Source organism: Pseudoalteromonas sp. NFXS53 (assembly GCF_056629255.1).
The window spans coordinates 654,785-671,451 of sequence record NZ_JBWVBR010000001.1; the positions used below are offsets into that span (position 1 = coordinate 654,785).

General features: G+C 40.6%; 19 protein-coding genes. 8 read left to right on the forward strand and 11 right to left on the reverse strand.

All coding sequences use genetic code 11. From position 1 onward, the window contains the following. Positions 1-62 precede the first annotated feature (62 nt). Together AC1HJP_RS02695 and AC1HJP_RS02700 are read right to left on the reverse strand one after the other, a co-directional pair. Positions 63-461, reverse strand: a complete 399-nt coding sequence (locus tag AC1HJP_RS02695; RefSeq protein WP_480360225.1) for a hypothetical protein — start codon at positions 459-461, stop codon at positions 63-65. Positions 462-612: 151 nt separating this feature from the next. Next, the gene (locus tag AC1HJP_RS02700; protein WP_480360226.1) at positions 613-2,241 is read right to left on the reverse strand and encodes a methyl-accepting chemotaxis protein; all 1,629 of its coding nucleotides are present in this window, start codon (positions 2,239-2,241) and stop codon (positions 613-615) included. A 275-nt stretch (positions 2,242-2,516) separates the two neighbouring features. Between AC1HJP_RS02700 and AC1HJP_RS02705 the strand changes: the two genes are divergently transcribed. Both AC1HJP_RS02705 and AC1HJP_RS02710 read left to right on the forward strand, forming a co-directional pair. Beyond that, entirely contained in the window at positions 2,517-3,002 is a 486-nt protein-coding gene (locus tag AC1HJP_RS02705; protein WP_480360227.1) for a hypothetical protein, read from the forward strand. Then, the gene (locus AC1HJP_RS02710; protein WP_138481774.1) at positions 2,995-3,198 is read left to right on the forward strand and encodes a helix-turn-helix transcriptional regulator; all 204 of its coding nucleotides are present in this window, start codon (positions 2,995-2,997) and stop codon (positions 3,196-3,198) included. The genes AC1HJP_RS02705 and AC1HJP_RS02710 overlap by 8 nt, the downstream gene beginning before the upstream one ends. Positions 3,199-3,208: 10 nt before the next feature. On the opposite strand, the gene AC1HJP_RS02715 is transcribed toward AC1HJP_RS02710, so the two are convergent. After that, positions 3,209-3,778: a YbhB/YbcL family Raf kinase inhibitor-like protein gene (locus AC1HJP_RS02715; RefSeq protein ID WP_480360228.1), complete on the reverse strand. Its 570-nt coding sequence runs from the start codon at positions 3,776-3,778 to the stop codon at positions 3,209-3,211. Between the two features lie 34 nt (positions 3,779-3,812). Continuing rightward, positions 3,813-4,325, reverse strand: a complete 513-nt coding sequence (locus AC1HJP_RS02720; protein WP_480360229.1) for a flavodoxin family protein — start codon at positions 4,323-4,325, stop codon at positions 3,813-3,815. Between the two features lie 155 nt (positions 4,326-4,480). Between AC1HJP_RS02720 and AC1HJP_RS02725 the strand changes: the two genes are divergently transcribed. After that, entirely contained in the window at positions 4,481-6,142 is a 1,662-nt protein-coding gene (locus tag AC1HJP_RS02725) for an asparagine synthase-related protein (RefSeq protein ID WP_480360230.1), read from the forward strand. A 44-nt stretch (positions 6,143-6,186) separates the two neighbouring features. On the opposite strand, the gene AC1HJP_RS02730 is transcribed toward AC1HJP_RS02725, so the two are convergent. The 4 genes from AC1HJP_RS02730 to AC1HJP_RS02745 form a co-directional block, all read right to left on the reverse strand. Continuing rightward, positions 6,187-6,564, reverse strand: coding sequence for a VOC family protein (locus AC1HJP_RS02730; RefSeq protein WP_480360231.1), 378 nt, complete (start codon positions 6,562-6,564; stop codon positions 6,187-6,189). 47 nt (positions 6,565-6,611) lie between these two features. Beyond that, positions 6,612-7,940 carry an ABC1 kinase family protein gene (locus tag AC1HJP_RS02735; RefSeq protein ID WP_480360232.1) on the reverse strand — a complete coding sequence of 443 codons (1,329 nt, stop codon included), beginning with the start codon at positions 7,938-7,940 and terminating at the stop codon, positions 6,612-6,614. Between the two features lie 81 nt (positions 7,941-8,021). Continuing rightward, complete coding sequence (locus tag AC1HJP_RS02740; protein WP_480360256.1) at positions 8,022-8,543, reverse strand: methylated-DNA--[protein]-cysteine S-methyltransferase; 522 nt, start codon at positions 8,541-8,543, stop codon at positions 8,022-8,024. Next, positions 8,543-9,931, reverse strand: a complete 1,389-nt coding sequence (locus tag AC1HJP_RS02745) for a DNA-3-methyladenine glycosylase 2 family protein (RefSeq protein WP_480360234.1) — start codon at positions 9,929-9,931, stop codon at positions 8,543-8,545. The genes AC1HJP_RS02740 and AC1HJP_RS02745 overlap by 1 nt, the downstream gene beginning before the upstream one ends. A 163-nt stretch (positions 9,932-10,094) precedes the next feature. Here AC1HJP_RS02745 and AC1HJP_RS02750 point away from each other — a divergent pair, with 163 nt between their 5' ends. The 4 genes from AC1HJP_RS02750 (at position 10,095) to AC1HJP_RS02765 (ending at position 14,050) form a co-directional block, all read left to right on the forward strand. Then, positions 10,095-10,943 (forward strand): M61 family metallopeptidase, encoded by an 849-nt coding sequence (locus AC1HJP_RS02750; protein WP_480360235.1) that lies wholly within the window; start codon positions 10,095-10,097, stop codon positions 10,941-10,943. A gap of 95 nt (positions 10,944-11,038) precedes the next feature. Continuing rightward, a complete protein-coding gene (locus AC1HJP_RS02755; protein ID WP_480360257.1) occupies positions 11,039-11,143 on the forward strand; it encodes a DUF7661 family protein in 105 nt (34 codons plus the stop codon). Between the two features lie 111 nt (positions 11,144-11,254). Further along, entirely contained in the window at positions 11,255-13,153 is a 1,899-nt protein-coding gene (locus AC1HJP_RS02760) for a propionyl-CoA synthetase (protein ID WP_480360236.1), read from the forward strand. 336 nt (positions 13,154-13,489) lie between these two features. Further along, positions 13,490-14,050, forward strand: a complete 561-nt coding sequence (locus AC1HJP_RS02765) for a hypothetical protein (protein WP_480360237.1) — start codon at positions 13,490-13,492, stop codon at positions 14,048-14,050. A 63-nt stretch (positions 14,051-14,113) separates the two neighbouring features. On the opposite strand, the gene AC1HJP_RS02770 is transcribed toward AC1HJP_RS02765, so the two are convergent. Beyond that, complete coding sequence (locus AC1HJP_RS02770; protein ID WP_480360238.1) at positions 14,114-14,722, reverse strand: superoxide dismutase; 609 nt, start codon at positions 14,720-14,722, stop codon at positions 14,114-14,116. A 31-nt stretch (positions 14,723-14,753) separates the two neighbouring features. Further along, the gene (locus AC1HJP_RS02775; protein ID WP_480360239.1) at positions 14,754-15,248 is read right to left on the reverse strand and encodes a hypothetical protein; all 495 of its coding nucleotides are present in this window, start codon (positions 15,246-15,248) and stop codon (positions 14,754-14,756) included. 174 nt (positions 15,249-15,422) lie between these two features. Here AC1HJP_RS02775 and AC1HJP_RS02780 point away from each other — a divergent pair, with 174 nt between their 5' ends. Continuing rightward, positions 15,423-15,650 carry a hypothetical protein gene (locus tag AC1HJP_RS02780; protein ID WP_480360258.1) on the forward strand — a complete coding sequence of 76 codons (228 nt, stop codon included), beginning with the start codon at positions 15,423-15,425 and terminating at the stop codon, positions 15,648-15,650. An 81-nt stretch (positions 15,651-15,731) separates the two neighbouring features. On the opposite strand, the gene AC1HJP_RS02785 is transcribed toward AC1HJP_RS02780, so the two are convergent. Further along, a complete protein-coding gene (locus AC1HJP_RS02785; RefSeq protein ID WP_480360240.1) occupies positions 15,732-16,493 on the reverse strand; it encodes an isocitrate lyase/PEP mutase family protein in 762 nt (253 codons plus the stop codon). Positions 16,494-16,667: the final 174 nt, after the last annotated feature.

Genomic DNA, 16,667 nt, shown 5'->3' on the forward strand with positions numbered 1-16,667 from the left:
GAAAAACCAATGATGGTTTTGTAGCTTCGATTAGCCCTTTACCTTTTTTTATATATAGATTTTTAAATTTTAAAAAATTGCACAGATTGATAACCGCTGTTGGTGATGTGTATTTCTAGCGGCTCATTATTCAAAACTGATTGTTTAATTCCTAAACTGAGACTTTGCAGGTCTTTTAATACTTCCGGTGCAACATCACCGCCTTGATAAACAGGAAATTTAGCAACCCACACCCCTGCTTTGTTTTTCTTCAAAAGCAAAACTTCACCTTGTAAGCCGTCATAGGCTTTTTGATCAATCAAATATTGGTGAACTTGCTCTGCAATAGACTTGTCTACACTCGAAGTTTCATAGACAAAAGAAGCATCGCCATGTTGTAAGTTACTAAAATTATTACTTAAAACAATCGCACCCACCACAAATACGATAACCGAAACAAACACAAGAATGGCTTTAATCACGTTATTTACCCAATAAGATTCTGATAATTATCTATTTTAAATGATTGCCAAATATTGGCTATAAATTGGAGACTAACCGACTATTTTCAATGCTGAATGAACAGCAATGAAAATAGTCGCTCGTAAGCTAACTACGAAAAAAGACCACTGTCTAAACCTTAAATTTACTGATGTCTTTTTCTAATTCATTGGAGATGTCTTTTAGGTTTTGACTGGTTTGTGCATTTTCAGAGGCACTATTCGCCACGCTCTTAATACTGGTTGTGATTTGATTAATGTTTTCGGCAACTTCATTCGCAACAGTCGTTTGCTCCTCGGTAGAAGTCGATATAACAATGTTTAGATCTGCAATTTCAGAAATTGCTGAAGTTATTTTTTGTATTGAATCAGCAGAGCCAGCAGCGATAGAGACGCTCTTTTCTGTTTGATCGGCTGCTTGTTCCATACTCTCTACGGTACGTTTTGACGCATCTTGCAGTGATACAATCATTTCGCTGATTTGCTCAGTCGCTTTTTGTGTATTGTGAGCTAACTGCCTTACCTCATCTGCTACAACGGCAAAGCCACGGCCTGACTCTCCCGCTCTAGCAGCCTCAATTGCGGCGTTGAGCGCAAGTAAGTTTGTTTGCTCGGCAACGCTTTGAATGATCTGCACGACGCTATTAATTTCGTTAGTTTTACCACTTAATAAATCTATATCGTTTTTAGTTTGATTGAGCAATTCATGTAATTGATTAATGGCTTGGATATTATCTTGAACACTTTGTAATCCTGCTTGAGCAAGGGAGTCTGATTCATTGGCTTTATGCGATGTGGTTACTGCGGTATCTGCGACGCCCTTAATCGCTGAACTCATTTGAGTAATGGCCGTTGCTAACATGGTTGTCTGCTGCTCTTGTTGCTCAGTGCTGTTGGCAATCGACATACTATTGTCAGACAACCCCTCAGTTTGTGAACGCAAATTAGTCACAAGATTAAGTAATTCAGTAATTAACGCATTAAATTGCGCAAGCATAGTGTTTACACTCGAAGCAGTTTGAGCAAACTCATCATCACCATTTTCATCTACACGTAGGGTTAAATCTGTGTTGTTAGCAATGTTTGCCATAATTTGGTTTATGTTGTTGAGTGGCATTGTAATCGAGCGATTTATGGCAATCGCTAAGAAAATAACGATTGCGAAAAGAATGATACATACAGTAACCAATATCATTTTTTCTTTTTGATAGTCTGCAGCAGCTTGGTCTGCAAATTGTTGCGAGGTATCAAGTTGAAGATCAATCAGCGCATTTAAGCTTGAACTAAAAGGGTCAAATGTAGCGTAAAGTACTTTAACAAATTGTGAGGGTGATTCTGTTAAAGCATCGTCAGATCTAAGTAGAGACTTATACTCTTCTACTTTCGTTTTTACATTATTAAATAAAGCTTCACTATTTCTTATAAGCCTTGATTCTTCAGGTGTAAGCTCAGTTTTAAGATAAGCTGTCCATTGTGAAGAGGCTAAGTTCTCTGCATCGTTTATAGAATTTAGTAATTCGGCTTTAGACATTAAACCTGCATTATATTTATGCAAATTATCAACGATACTCACAGCATAGTTATCAGACACAACTTTAATTTGTTTGAGTGGCACTACTCTGTCGTTATTGATACTTTGAATACCAGCAACTAAATTACCAGTAAGCACCAGCGTTACCGCAGCAAGTAGAAGGAAGGCGATACAAGGAAGCGCAACAAGTAAAATTAGTCTTGCTTTTACGGAAAGTTGGTTTAAGAACATCTTTATACATCCAAACTTACTTATCTTGTAAGTATTAATCAGTTTTAAAAAATTACTACAAAAAAAATTATGATAAATAATTTATTTTTCAAACTTATGGCAAAGCTGTGCTTTGTGGAGCTGTAAGTCGTTTACGATTGAAATACCATGTTTATTGGTACTTGATTGCCAGCAAAAGATGCAAATTGATATTTTACTATTGACACCTTAAGGTATCAATGTGTACCTTAGGGTTACATTTTGAATGTCTTACGAATATCAACAAGGAGTTGAATATGGAAAAGGTTGCTGTTTCTAACTCAGAAAGAGAACTTCAATATATTACTTGGCACGCTTACTTAGCGCTTGTAATGGGTCTACTTTTTTGCTCAGCGAGCTTAGAGCCATTTTTAGATTTTCAATCATCTAAGGCTTTAACATCTGTTTATGGTGTAGCAAAATTTGGTTTGTCAGTCTATTTCATCTACTTAATGTGCAAAGTGGTTACAACGATGTCTAGCATCAAAAAGCGTAATTTTTGGACTGCCAGCTTTGAAGATGAATACTTAAACCATCTGAATCTATTAGGATTTAAATGGTCTTTCCATAGTGTGATTTTTACTCTTTCACCTTTTCTATTTTCAAATATATCCTCTTTAATTTCAGAGAGTTTTCCAGCTGACAGTATCTCAGCTAAGTCACTTGCGACGCTAGTGATTGGGGTGATGTTTATATGCTATGCGTTACCGGTTTTATATGGGCTAAACAAATCAGATGAATGAACAATTAGAGAATGATATTCATTCAGTAAGAGTGTTAAATAAACTCTCACAGCAGCAGTTGGCTGATGCTGTGGGAGTCTCTCGTAAAACAATTAGTACTATTGAGACTGGTCGTTTTACACCGTCAGTGGTGATTGCTTTAAAGATAGCTAAGTTTTTTGATATGCCTTTAGAGTCGTTATTTAAATTAAAGTAATTGGGTTTAATTAATTTCGTTGAAAGGTCACTTCAATACTCGCTTTGGCAAGCACATTCGCATTTACCATAAAACCAACAGCGGCACTTTTGGTATTTTCAGACACATTAAGCGGCTTAGCTAACGCGAAAACTGTGAACTGGTAGCGGTGCGGGCCATGTCCTTTTGGCGGGCAAGCACCGCCAAAATCATTACTGCCAAAATCGTTATTGATCTGTATCGCGCCTTGAGGCAACAGTGTATTACCTGATATTCCAACACCAGTTTTTAACTCTGTAGTATTAGCTGGTAGATTTACAACTTGCCAGTGCCACCAGCCGCTTCCTGTTGGGGCATCTGGGTCATAAGCAAACACAGCATAAGCTTTGGTATCTTTGGGTGCACCAGACCAAATAAGGTGAGGTGAGAGATTGTCGCCATCACAGCCAAAGCCTTTATAGACATGTTTTGAGCTAAGCGTTTCTCCCGCTTTGATATCGTTACTGGATAAGTCAAAAGTATTTGTTTTGGCAAAGGCTGTAATTGAAATTAACAATGTTGCAGCTATAGAGAGCGACAAAGAAACAAAACGCGGGTGCATTCGTATTCCTTGTCAAAATTAAAATAGGTACAAGTTACTTTAACAGCTTTGCAAAATTTATGATCTGCTGCTTTGGTAGGGTAAGCGCTTTGCTGCAATCAAGATGTAAAAGCTCAGTCATGTGAATATCGAAATAGCTGAATACTTTTTCGAAGAAACCAGCAAAAACAGGGCAAATTTCTTTACTGGCTGAAGTTGTTAGTACAAACCCTTTTTTATCTTTTAGCCCTTTACCTATATGTTTAATCTCTGGGTTCTCTGTTAACTCTGTGATGCGGTCAATTAAACGTTTCATATTCGAAGTGACACCGTGCCAGTAAACTGGAGAGGCAAAAACGATATTATCGGCCCATGAGAGCGCCTCAGCAATATCGTAAAAATCATCTCGACTATAAAAGTTGTGATAGTTGTAATCGGCATAATTATGGACGTCCAAATTAAAGTAGCGGGTGTGGTTTTCATCTAATTGTGTTCGCACAGCTTGAGTCAGTTGATAGGTGTTGCCTGCTTGATTGGCGCTAGAGAAAAGTATGAGGGTATTTGCCATTGTATGCTTCCTTTTAGTTTGAATGGCACGCAGCTTAAAAGCTCAACCTAACTTTAGGTAAAGGTGTTTTTTTAAATTTTTTGTCAGCTTGGTACGAAGCTTGAGTTTTATCTAATAACTAAAAGATAAACTTAATAGATAACAAGGTGACCCTCATGGCTAAATTATTCGGAATTTATTGTGCATCGGGGCTGACGCAACAGCATGATTTTATTATTGAAAAGTTCAAGTTAGAAGAAAAAAATCGTGTAGACGGCCAGTTTAACTCAGTGCAAGAGCGCGCCTTGTACATGGCGACACTCGATTATAATACCTTTGGGCCAAGTGCTTTTTTGCAAACAGATTCGCAAATTGCAACGCTTGTTGGTCATCCGTTGCTGTCTTCAGATAGAGTCAGAGACTTAGACACCCTAAATAAAAACTACACAGATAATATGCTGAAGTCATGTGAAGGGGTATTTTGCATGGCCCGCTACAACAAACAATCAAACTGCTTAGATATTGCGACAGACGCCCTAGGTATTCGTCCATTTTATTATATGTATTATGAAGGGGCGTTTATCTTTAGCACACAGTTCAGCTTGTTAAAAGAGCTAGGCTTACCACTTACTTGTAATGAAGAAGGCATGATGGAGTATGCGACATTAGGTTATTACCTGTTTGACCATACCCATTATCAAGAGATTTCATGTATTCAACCGGGTCATCGCGTGCAAGCGTCAAGTTTAGGTGTACGCAAAACCCAATACTTTGACTGGTGTGAACTGGCTAAAACGGGTGAATACTACGAAGGCGCTTTAGAAGGACTTAAGCAAGACCTAGACAACAACGTTGATAAATATCTTGGCAATGATAAACATGTTCTCACTACACTTTCAGGCGGATTAGATTCAAGATTGATTGCTTGTTTATTGAAACGCCGCAACCTAGATATGTCAGCGCTCAACTTCTCTCAGGGTAAAACCCAAGATCTATACTGTGCGCAAGCTTTCGCGGATAGTCAGAACATCAAACTCGATGTGATCAAAGTAAAAGACACCCAAGCAAAAACGGTTGAAGACAGACTTGGTAAGCATTGGCGTAACGGTGCTCACCCAGATTACTACCGTGTCACACGTCCGGGGCTTTCTTGGTCAGGTAATGGTGGGAGTGTTGGCTTGGGTGTGATTTATTACTCTGAAAAAGTGTATCAAGCGGCACTAACTCAAGATGTTGAGCACCTAGCTGATGCCTATTTATCACAGCAATTTGCGTATATTCCTAAGTCGATAATTCGCGGCGCTGAAGGCATGCAGGCAACGTTGAAAGCCAATATAATTCGCTCTTTAAAGCAATTCGGTGATGTGCCGTTAGATAAAGCCTATTACTTATTCTTACTGTTGAATGATCAGCATCATCATCTGGCGATCCCATTTGATAAAGTTGACGATTACCAAATGGATTTCTGTCTGCCATTCTATTCATGGAAAGTGTTACGCCATGTGCTGTCTCAGCCTATTTCAAGGGTCAGAAAACACCGTTTTTATCACGACTTCTTGCAGTATGCGTTTCCTGAAGCGCTAGGTGCCCCTTGGCAGGCTTATCCTGATCATATTCCTTGTACTTTACCAAAAGAAGGCATAGATCAATGGCAGATCAAACGTCCAAAACAATTTAACACTGCAAAAGTATATGGGCTTTTATTCAGCCTGATGTTCAGTCAGCACAAGCGCATGGTCAATATTCCGTCTTTTAGCGCTGTTGCTGTGTTACATAGTTTGGGTTTAAAAGTGTATAACGACAAACTGAAAGTGGTAGAGAATATTTTGAAATGGTAGTTAAGTGAGCATTATTATTAAGTTCTAAAACTAGCGTGTTAGCCCTAATCTGGGTTAACACGCCAAGGTGGATTTAACCTATTCTCGCCAGCCCAATAGAGTTTGATTTTATTGTTGGACGGATCATACAGCACAGCTTCACGCCATAAAAAACGTTCATCTGTAGGGAGTTGCGTAAACTCGATGCCTTTATCTTGCAGTGCAGTAACCCATTCATCTAGTTGCTCGTGCTCAAAATAAATGGTGGTGCCGCTATTAAAATCGTTTTCGTTCAGAGAAAGAGAAAATGTCGCACCTCCCTCTGGGCACATGAATCTTGCGTAGTGCGGTGTATCGACTATGAGTTTAAAGCCAAGTGTTTGGTAAAACTCTATGGCGATGGGCATATTTTTAACTGGCAACGTGACCTGATTTAAATTCAAGGGGTATTCCTTTTCATCTTGGCTAATACCCCATGCTACACCTTGTATTATTTTTGAGCCAGTTTTGCCTGCACTAAGAAAGATTTATACAACTGTTGCACATTTACTTTAGCATTGAGTTTTGCGGCAATAAGATAAAGTCCTGCGAGTTTTCGGTGTATAAATAGTGCGTCGATAGGCGGAGAGTGCCATTTGGATTTATCGGTGCTCATCTCAAGCCCTTTATCGCGAATTTGTTTGGCAAGGGGGCTTGCAGCAAAGTCATAGGCTTTATCTTGCCTAAGCGGCTCGCAAGCAAACATAAAAATGTCCACGACTTTATGTTTATACTCCAAGTCTATTTCTGAATTGAAGTAGCCAATTTGCTCAGCAGCTGATGCCACTAAGTTTCTATTTTCAGATAGGGCGCCAGAAAAGAGCGCAAAATAACCATTACATACTGATTGTGTGAGCTCTCGGGTTGCACCAAAGTCCAGTAATACAATTTTTCCCGTATCGGGCTGGTAAAGATAATTGCCAAAGTTTGGGTCAGTTTGCACAGTATTAAATTTTAAAAGCTCAAAGAAAAATAAATAGATTAAGTCGCTTGCAAGGGCATCACGTTGGGCTTGCGACAAAGACACACAGGCTTCTAAATCGATGCCTTCAACAAATTCCATGCTGAGAATATGCTCAGTGGTTAAATCGTTAATCACTTTGGGTATTTTAAATTGTTCAAAGTTTGCAAGATTCTCTTGATAGCGCTGTAAATGACGCGCTTCAAGTTGATAGTCAGATTCGTCTAAAAGCTGTTGTTTTGCTTCAGAAATGAGCGGCGCCATGTCGATATGCTTTGGTAATAGGCCACTCATTTTTAGAAGGCTTGCAAGGTTATCGACATCGCTTTCTATGCTTTTCGCGATCCCAGGGTACTGAATCTTTACCGCTAACTTTTGGCCACTTTCTAGCGTGGCCTTGTGGACTTGACCAATGGAAGCGGCGGCAAAGGGCTTTAATTCGATGTGTGAAAACTTGTCGAGCCAGTTATCCCCCCAGTGCGATTTAAGTACACCCACCAATTGTTTGTGAGGCATAGCATGGCCTTCAGATCTCAGCCTTGCCAATAATTTACTTAACTCGGGAGGTAACACTTCACCCGAGTCCATAGATAAAAGTTGCCCCAACTTCATAGCCGCGCCTCTAAGTTGAGCGAGCTGCTCAGCCAAATTCTCAATATTTTTGGGGGAAAGGATTAATGACTGTTTATCGAGCTTTTCCCCTTTGGCGACCGACTTTGCGCTGTCTAATAATACATTGCCTGCCACTTTCGAGGCGAGTAGGCCGAATTTACTGAGTCGAGAAAAACGAGAAGTTGGAACTGATTTACTTTTATCCATACAAATGATTAAGCGCTTAAAATGCTAAACTTCTGTAATTACGATCTAAAGGTAACTTTAGATCGTTCTTTCTCAATGCAACTAGCGCAAAAATTGCGTCTTATCTTGTCGAGTATGAATGACTTCATCCAGCACGAGCGGTTTGGCAAATCCAGACACGCCTTCGTGTGCTAGTAGCCATTGTTTTCGTTCAACCCCACCTGCATACCCGGTTAACGTGCCCGATGCGCCAATCACTCGGTGACAAGGTACAATCAGAGTTATTGGGTTTCTGCCGTTAGCCCCACCGACGGCGCGCACGGCTTTAGGATTGTTAAGCTGCTCTGCGAGCTGCAAATAAGAGTGGGTTTGACCAAATGGAATTTCGCATAAAGCTTGCCAGACTGACTTTTGAAACTCAGTACCCACAGGGTCTAGGGGGAGATCAAAGTTTTGGCGAGTGCCTGCAAAATATTCTTCAAGTTGTGTGATGCATAGGGTGATGTGCTTTGACGGTACAACAGGCTCTTTGTGTTCGCCACAGAAAATGACCTGACAAATTCCTTCATCGGTTGCTTTTATTTCCATCGTGCCAAGCGGGCTTTCGAAGTAGTCACAAAACATCATAGTTTGTCCCAAAGTTGAAAAGTAAGGTAGCTGCGCCAAGGGGCGGCTTTTTCTGAGTCAAAATCAGCGTGTGCTTTTAGGGCTTTAATCACCCCTAAATCGGTCGCGAGGAATATATCCGGGTCGCTTAAGCCACGCATTTTGGCGTAATTAGCTGTCCAAGGGCCGATCCCTTTGAGTGCTAGCCAGTTATCTGGATTTTGCGCTTCTATGGGTTGGTTCTGAGCAAATTGAGCAAATCTCGTCATGGTTTGTTTTCGGCTCTCTGGCATTTTAAAAAATGCTAAATCGCTTTGCGCAATGGCTTCGGGTGTGGGGAAGTACAGCATATTCTCACATTGAGCCTCTTGGTTATTGGCCTCGTTTTCACCTAAGGTTTCAACCAGTTTTATCACTAGGTTCCTGGCAGCAGTCACCGATATTTGCTGGCCTAAAATAGCGCGCATACCCGCTTCAAACACATCCCAAATTCCGGGCAAGCGTAACCCTGAGCTGATCAGCGTATTTGTGCCAAGCGCGTCAGTTAAGTCTTGCTCTATTTGCTCGAGCTCGGCGTCTAAATCGAGCACGCGGCGAATATTACTGACCACAGGCTTGAGAACACGATTGTCTTCAAGGCTAATTTCGACCAAGAATTGATGCTTTTCAGCTTGATGGTGAGCGGTAAACTGGCCTTTAACATTTTGATAAATGAAGCTGCGGCCATAAAAATTTTCGCCAATCCACTCTAAACTTGGAATGAGTCTGGCAGATAAAAAACGCTGCATTTTTTGCCAATCAAATGGTGGACGATACGACAGCTTTAAAGTCAGTTTTGCATTATGTTTGTTTGTCTGTTTACGCATTTGGGTCGGGGTGAGTTTAAGTTGTTGTTTGAAGCAGTCGTTAAAGCGGCGAATACTATCAAAGCCACTTGCGAGCGCAATTTCGGTAATAGGCAAACTGGTTTGATGCAGCAGTTTTTTGGCAAACAAGCACTGCTGATAGAGTGCATACGTTTTTGGAGAAACGCCCATTTTTTCGTTAAATAGTTTTCGTAAATATCGATCGCTGACGCCCAACCGTGTAGCGAGTTCAACAATAGAACCCGTTTGTAATGCACCTTCGTCAATTAAGCGAACAGCACGATTTAAGGTTGCGCCATTGCCTTGCCAGGCCGCTGAGCTTGGCGCGCTGTCTGGCCGACAACGTAAACATGGACGATAACCAGCCTCAGCGGCCTGCATTGCATTTTTAAAATACTCTACGTTTTCTTCTTTTGGCGGCGATGCAGGGCATATCGTTCTGCAATAGATACCCGTAGTTTTGACAGCAATGAAGAACTTGCCATCAAAGCGGGGATCTCTTGAAAAACGGGCTTTTTGACAAGTATCTAGACTGAGCATAAGCGCTCCAATTTAATATGCTTGCAATCATTATATGTAGATAGTGCCAGACTACTAGCCAAAAACGGCACTGAATGTAAAACCTGCTTTTACAGGTCATCTAAAATTGCATTGATAGAGTATTGTTTTTGGATAACTGAAATCGGGCGTTGTGAGGTGGTGATTGAAAATTATTTATGGTTTGGCATTTTTTATATTTGTGTTTTCTCAACACAGTTTGGCTGCTCGATTCGTTCATACCAAACCCGACTTCATTGGCTTGTCTGAGCTCAACGAAGGGCAGAAAATTAAAGTGAAAAGCTGGATAAACCATGGCTTAGACGCAACCCAAAAAACACTCGGGCCCTTAATACAAAAAAACGTACCAATATATTTGAAACCGCAATATTTTGCTTTTGAAGCCGTACCTTGGGCCGAAGTCATTCGCGGCGAGCACGATGGTGTAGAGTTACAATTCAGTCGATATGCGAGTCTCAAACAATTAAAAAACGACTGGACGCTGTATCACGAGTTAGCGCATTTATATCACCCGTTATTAAATTACGAAGACTTCTGGTTGAGTGAAGGTTTGGCGACTTTTTTGCAAAATCAAATCATGAAAGACAGCGGCATTATTACTTATGACAATATGATGATGCGACTAAAAGCCGGGCTTGAGCGTGGACAATCTAACACCTATCGTTTGTCTCATCTTCAAGATGCGCGCTTAGCGAGTGTGAGTAGCAGTATGTGGCAACTCAACGCCCAACAGCGCGTGTATTGGAGTGGTGTGGCATTTTTTATCGAAGCACAATATCAACTTAAACAGCAGCAAGCGCGATATAAAACCATCGCTGAGTTGGTCAAAACCTATCAGTCTTGTTGTAAAGCGTCAGAACAGCAATCGGGTCGTCAATTTTTAACGGAATTGGATAAGCTTTCAAAAACGGCGGTGTTTAATAACTTGTACTTAAAATATAAAAACCGGACTGATTTTCCAAAATTGAAACAAAAACATTTCAATGCACTGTGATACCAATCCTAATGTCGGTGCGAAGAGGATCTGAACAGTGGTGACTCTATAAAGAATCGCAAACCGTCATTCGTAGTTGAGTATAGGATGTCGTTATTCCTGATTACATAACAGTCTTAGAACTAAGAAGCTACCTTGATGATATTTATCATGAATATTCAAGTGAACACTATCCATGTGTTGAACAGTTCAACGTTTAATTAGGGTAAATCGACTAAAGTCTAGTGTCCTTTAACGTCAGCGTAAACTAGCGTGAGAGTGTAAAGACCATAAATTAACCAAGGTTATTTGGCGAAATTAAAGGCACTATTATGACAACAACAAACATAAACTATCAGTCTTACTATCAAGACTTTCAACAGGACCCAGAGGCGTTTTGGCTTAAACAAGCACGAAAGCTGAAGTGGCATACACAGCCGACTCGAGGTGTCAGCCAATGCTATGAGCAACTTGACCATTGGTTTGCAGATGGTGAGCTAAACACCTGTTATTTGGCACTCGATCATCATATTGAACAGGGGCGAGGCGAGCAGTTGGCGCTAATCTATGACTCGCCAGTCACTGAGCAAAAACGAACATACACCTATAACCAACTTCATGAAGCGGTTAGCTTGTTTGCTGGTGGCTTAAAAAACTTAAGGGTGGAGGCTGGAGATCGCGTGGTGATTTACATGCCGATGATCCCCGAAGCGTCTATTGCTATGCTAGCCTGCGCCCGAATTGGCGCAGTTCATTCAGTGGTATTCGGTGGCTTTGCCCCACGTGAACTCGCTATGCGTATAGACGATGCCAAACCTAAGCTTGTGCTTACTGCATCTTGTGGTGTTGAGCCTAGCCGCATAATTGAATACAAGCCTATGCTCGATGAAGCACTCGAGCTTGCCGAGCACAAAGTTGATCATTGCGTGGTTTTCCAACGACCACAAGCCCAAGCTCAGTTACAAGATGGGCGAGATTTAGATTGGCTAACTGTACTAGAAAAAGCACAACCGACAGATGCCGTACCACTTCCTGCAACTCACCCGCTTTATATTCTTTACACTTCTGGTACTACAGGCACTCCGAAAGGCGTTTTACGTGAACAGGGGGGGCATGCGGTGGCACTTAATTACAGCATGCAAACCGTGTATGGCATGCAGCCTGGGCAAGTGTTTTGGGCAGCTTCTGATATAGGCTGGGTCGTCGGCCATTCATATATTGTTTATGGGCCGTTAATTTACGGCTGCACCACGGTTTTATACGAAGGCAAGCCGGTATTTACACCAGATGCTGGCGCATTTTGGCGAGTGGTAGAAGAGTATAAAGTAAATGCCTTGTTTAGTGCGCCTACGGCTTTCAGAGCGATTAAAAAGCAAGATCCTGAAGCCGAGCTATTGGCAAAATACGATGTGTCTAGTTTAGAGAGACTATTTTTAGCAGGTGAAAGACTGGACCCTGCCACCTATGAATGGCTACAAGAAAAAACCGGCCTTCCAGTGATTGATCACTGGTGGCAAACAGAGACAGGATGGCCGATTGCCTGTAACCCTGTCGGCATTGAAATGTTACCAACCAAAGCGGGCAGCTCGACAGTGCCTGTACCTGGTTATCAGGTTCATATTCTTGATGTGGATGGCAGTCAATGCGAAGCGAATGAACAAGGTGTGGTTGCAGTAAAATTACCGCTACCACCGGGCTGTTTAACTACAATTTGGGGCAACGCTGAACGCTTTAAACAAAGCTACCTGTCTCAATACAAAGGCTATTATTTATCGGGTGATGGCGGCTATATCGACGAAGATGGCTACTTGTTTATCATGGGTCGAACCGATGACGTGATTAATGTGGCGGGCCACCGTTTATCAACCGGTGAAATGGAAGAAGTGGTCGCGGCGCATCCAAGTGTGGCTGAGTGCGCGGTGTTTGCCAGTAAAGATAATCTGAAAGGGCAAGTACCCGTTGCTATGGTGGTAACAAAAGAAGGCTGTACCAAGCAAGACGATGATATTGCCGCTGAAATTCGTGCTTCTATTCGTGCTCAAATTGGTGCTATTGCGTGTTTGCAAACCATTCAAGTTGTAGAGCGCTTACCTAAAACTCGTTCTGGCAAGATATTGCGCAAAAACCTACGACAGTTGGTCGATGGTGAGCAAATTCAAGTTCCTTCGACAATTGAAGACCCTGCTGTGATTGAAGAGATCCAAGCTAAATGGCATGCGCTGCAAGGGTAAGCTCTCATCCAGATGAGACAAGGTTTTTAAAGAGGCAATGTTAAATTGCCTCTTTAGTTTAGATACGGCAAAAACTCACCAATAATAGTCATTCAAAGCTTTCGATGTAGCTAATTTACTGAAATTTAATCGTTTTTATATAAGCTGAATATGGAACAAAGTTTGCTGTAATAAATTCTCGCATTTATTTTATTCGCCTCAACGGCAAGCGTTTCAGAATTTATAAGGACAGTGATGAAAATTCAAAATATCCCTCGAACTGCGAACTTTTCGGTTAATTCAAATATAGATACTGATCCAAAGAACGATAAGTGGTTAAATAAATAAAATAACTTGATGGATCAATTATCAAAGCCACCTGTGCCGAATACTGATACTGCCATAGGGGTGATCAGTAAGAACTTACCTATTTCAGAGCAAGCAAAAAACTTGTATTCGCACTTTAAAGCCAATGCTGAGGCAGAAGTTGATCAAAACCTTGATGAACGTGAACGCAGTATCGAAACCTACAGAAAGACCATGGTTGATATTATGGAAGAACCAATTGAGGTAAAAATCTTACCTTCAGAAATCAACGAAGCGCTCCTGTTTAATAACTTAGGTATAAACTACCTAGAATATAAAGAGCTTAAAGTTCGCTTAGAAATGTTAGCCTTAGCAGAGCAAGATATAGATAAAGACACTACATTGAATCGTTCTGATAAAGAAAAGTTACGAGACATAACTGCTGATTTACGAGCTCAATTACAGTTACAAATTGATGAGTTATTGGCTGGAAAAGAAAAGCCAGATGAAGAAAACCAAAGGCTCGATTTTAGTAAGCAAATCAATACGCAATTTGAAGATCTCGGTCTGAATGATGTTGATAAATTTGATTTGCTAAAAAGAATGGTGTGATGAATGAGTGCTTCAGGTTGAATGACTTGAAGCACATAACATATTAAATTTGCAATGCTTATATTAAATCGCTGTTAAGTATCTGCGCTCTACGTCGGCCCAATTAATGACATTGAAAAAGGCATTAATATATTCCGGACGACGGTTCTGGTACTTCAAGTAGTATGCATGTTCCCATACATCTAAGCCTAAAATTGGCACTAGATTATTCATTAAAGGACTATCTTGATTGAGTGAACTGGTTACTTGCAGTTCACCTTGCTCGTTCACAACCAGCCAAGCCCAGCCGCTACCGAAACGTGTTAGTGCAGCTTTAATGAAAAGTTCTTTGAAAGTTTCAAAGTCGCCAAATGTTTTATTGATATCATCAGCCAGTTTGCCATCATGAAGCTGTCCGCCGTTTTCTGACATCACTTCCCAAAATAAGCTGTGATTATGATGCCCACCAACATGATCCCTCACCGCACCTTGTAGAGCAGTTGGCAAGGTTTGGATATTTCTTAATAACCATTCGTCGCTCTTATCTACAAATTCAGTTTCAGCAAGCGCTTCATTGGCTTTATTTACATAGGTTTGATGATGCAGAGTGTGATGAATTTCCATTGTTTTTGTATCAATGTGTGGCTCTAACGCGTCGTATTGATAATTCAGTTTTGGTAGTGTGAATGGCATTAAGCACTCCTTCGATTTTGATAGGTATTAATTAGTGATAAGTCAGCGATGTGACGGAATAAGGTTCTGAAATCTTCTCGAGCCTAGTCAATAAACTAGGCGATTGAGTTAGATGCTTTCTAATAGCAAATGAATGATGTTGAAGCTGTGAAAGGTGTTTTGAAAACAAATAGTGATTTTCATCTTCAGTTGTATTCATCAAGCAATGGGCGCAATCACACACCATGTTATAACCTTCAACTAAAAAATCACACGCGGTGCTATGCTTTCCTTGGGCCATAGAAGAATCGACTAAATTTAAGTACGACACAACCAGAGCAGGCACAAATTGATCAACAATCCATGATGACGGTGGTGGCGTATTCGAGGTAATAAAACCACCTATGCTAGCAAGGTGCTCTAAACAATCTTGGTACAATTTATCAGCAGTAATATAGCAATTTTTTTCGAATGCGCTATTACCCGCACATATTGTATCTTGCCAAGTGAGCATAGCCTGTTGGATCAGCGTGTTATTGGTATCCATAAGTAAAGATATAAAATGCAATTGAAAATGATTGTCATTTATATTTGATCTTTTGAGGTGCATTGTCAAAGCAAAATTAACTCTTGCGTTTAATTTATGCCAAACAGGTTGAAATAAAGAGGGGGAACCACAATTAAATTGACTACGTATTAATCAAAGAGTTTGGGAACTTAAATGGATTTTTTAACCATAGGGTTAGGTGTTTTAATTATTTTGTTATTTGTCTTTTTGGGAATGAGGGCGACAAAATGGGCGAAAAAAATGCCCAAAGGCGCCTATTTATTTATGGCGCTCATGCCGCTGATTTCATTGTTTCCGATACCTCCTCCGGCATTTAAAAATGTCGCTAAAGCAAAGCAAGAACAACCAAAACGTAAAGAAGATAACGGAGACGATACATAACAGAATAGGGGTTATCTGCGCTATTTTTGTGTCTTCAGCCCTGCCGCTAACCCTCAGAGTATAACCCTAATTAACAGCCTATTAAGCAAAGTTCAGAGGCTTAAACGAACCTTGTTGCTTAATAGATGACAGGGTATTTTCTAAGTGTGCGAGCAAATTATCGTATACAAAATTACCCATTGAAATACGTTTCACACCGAGATGTTGCAGTTCGTCAAAACTGACTAGTTCTGGCATGCACATTACATTGAGTGGCAAAGAGCAGTGTGCAACGATTTTGCTGATATCCTCATGCGCAGTTAAGCAAGGCAAGAAGATGCCATCAGCCCCTGCGCCTTCGTACATGCTAATTCGTTCGATAGTTTCAGGTAAAGCTGTGGCTGCATCGACGATATAAGTATCTAAGCGAACGTTTATAAACATCTCAAGGTTTGCATCATTTAATTGTGCTTTAATTTGTGACAGTTTCTCACTGAAATCATGTTTATCGACTAAAGATCTGCGGCCATTAAGTAATTGGCTGTCTTCGATGTTAATACCAACTACCCCTAACTTTGCCAGTTTTACAATGTTTTCGACAATCTCTTGAGGTGTGTCTGCATAACCAGCTTCTATATCCACACTAAGTGGTAATGTTGTCACTTCTGATATTTGTTTTACGAGCATCAGTAATGTTTCAAAACAGATGTCTTGACCATCAGTTGTTCCTAATGACGTCGCAATAGCGGCGCTTGATGTGCCGATTGCCTGATAGCCTAGTTTTTCGGCAACGATAGCGCTCGCTGCATCCCATACATTACAAAGTATAAGTGGAGTTTCTTGCTGATGTAATTCTTTAAACATAATACGTTCCTAGTGTGGCTTTAGTTATTTAACGGGGAAATATTAAATTTAAAGAGAGATTATTACTCGACAGTTTCGGAACTGAATATTCATATTATTTTTAGCTTTTAGCTTTTAGCTTTTAGCTTTTAGCTTTTAGCTTTTAGCTTTTAGCTTTTAGCTTTTAGCTTTTAG

What these genes read in the sequence shown, in the direction of transcription:
- AC1HJP_RS02700 (WP_480360226.1), bottom strand. Translation starts at nt 2,241, where the DNA reads ATGTTCTTAAACCAACTTTCCGTAAAAGCAAGACTAATTTTACTTGTT.
- AC1HJP_RS02705 (WP_480360227.1), top strand. Translation starts at nt 2,517, where the DNA reads ATGGAAAAGGTTGCTGTTTCTAACTCAGAAAGAGAACTTCAATATATT.
- AC1HJP_RS02710 (WP_138481774.1), top strand. Translation starts at nt 2,995, where the DNA reads ATGAATGAACAATTAGAGAATGATATTCATTCAGTAAGAGTGTTAAAT.
- AC1HJP_RS02715 (WP_480360228.1), bottom strand. Translation starts at nt 3,778, where the DNA reads ATGCACCCGCGTTTTGTTTCTTTGTCGCTCTCTATAGCTGCAACATTG.
- AC1HJP_RS02720 (WP_480360229.1), bottom strand. Translation starts at nt 4,325, where the DNA reads ATGGCAAATACCCTCATACTTTTCTCTAGCGCCAATCAAGCAGGCAAC.
- AC1HJP_RS02725 (WP_480360230.1), top strand. Translation starts at nt 4,481, where the DNA reads ATGGCTAAATTATTCGGAATTTATTGTGCATCGGGGCTGACGCAACAG.
- AC1HJP_RS02735 (WP_480360232.1), bottom strand. Translation starts at nt 7,940, where the DNA reads ATGGATAAAAGTAAATCAGTTCCAACTTCTCGTTTTTCTCGACTCAGT.
- AC1HJP_RS02740 (WP_480360256.1), bottom strand. Translation starts at nt 8,543, where the DNA reads ATGTTTTGTGACTACTTCGAAAGCCCGCTTGGCACGATGGAAATAAAA.
- AC1HJP_RS02745 (WP_480360234.1), bottom strand. Translation starts at nt 9,931, where the DNA reads ATGCTCAGTCTAGATACTTGTCAAAAAGCCCGTTTTTCAAGAGATCCC.
- AC1HJP_RS02760 (WP_480360236.1), top strand. Translation starts at nt 11,255, where the DNA reads ATGACAACAACAAACATAAACTATCAGTCTTACTATCAAGACTTTCAA.
- AC1HJP_RS02765 (WP_480360237.1), top strand. Translation starts at nt 13,490, where the DNA reads ATGGATCAATTATCAAAGCCACCTGTGCCGAATACTGATACTGCCATA.
- AC1HJP_RS02770 (WP_480360238.1), bottom strand. Translation starts at nt 14,722, where the DNA reads ATGCCATTCACACTACCAAAACTGAATTATCAATACGACGCGTTAGAG.
- AC1HJP_RS02775 (WP_480360239.1), bottom strand. Translation starts at nt 15,248, where the DNA reads ATGGATACCAATAACACGCTGATCCAACAGGCTATGCTCACTTGGCAA.
- AC1HJP_RS02780 (WP_480360258.1), top strand. Translation starts at nt 15,423, where the DNA reads ATGGATTTTTTAACCATAGGGTTAGGTGTTTTAATTATTTTGTTATTT.
- AC1HJP_RS02785 (WP_480360240.1), bottom strand. Translation starts at nt 16,493, where the DNA reads ATGTTTAAAGAATTACATCAGCAAGAAACTCCACTTATACTTTGTAAT.